Here is a 413-nt window from a genome sequence, read left to right as displayed (position 1 = left end):
GTGGTGCTGAGCAGGTTCGGTGCAGGCTGGTCCTGTACGCGGATATCGGCCACGCTCTGGCCCAGTTGCACCAGTGGTGCACCGTGGGCAACCTGGTAGGTGTCGCAGTAGTCCGGCAGGTCGAGGTCGCGCAACCAGGGCGTTTGCAGGCCACCGGAACGCATGGCCTCGCACAGCCGCCAGGTCCATTGCACCGGCGAAAAGGCCAGGCGCAAGATGCTGCGGCGGGGGTACAGCAGGTACGGCCGTGATTCGCCGGGGTTGGTTCGCAGGTCCTGGCCAATTTCCAGCGCGGTCCAGGTGTGGCGGGTAAACATCCGCCCGATGACCTGGTATTCGTGGAAGGTCTTGTCGACGCTGTCCCAGACATACAACCAGCCGTCCCGCAGTTGGCGCAGGGTGTAGCTGCGGGT

The 413-nt window shown here is 64.9% G+C and carries 1 protein-coding gene; it reads right to left on the bottom strand.

Features of this window, described 5'->3' with window-relative positions; genetic code table 11:
• On the bottom strand, positions 1–413 hold a 413-nt coding region (locus EKA13_RS28050), incomplete at both ends, for a toxin VasX (RefSeq protein WP_342671867.1).

This window comes from Pseudomonas defluvii (assembly GCF_001695625.1).
GTDB lineage: Bacteria > Pseudomonadota > Gammaproteobacteria > Pseudomonadales > Pseudomonadaceae > Aquipseudomonas > Aquipseudomonas defluvii.
Note: the sequence above shows the minus strand (reverse complement) of the source record. Positions and strands in the feature narration are given on the sequence as shown.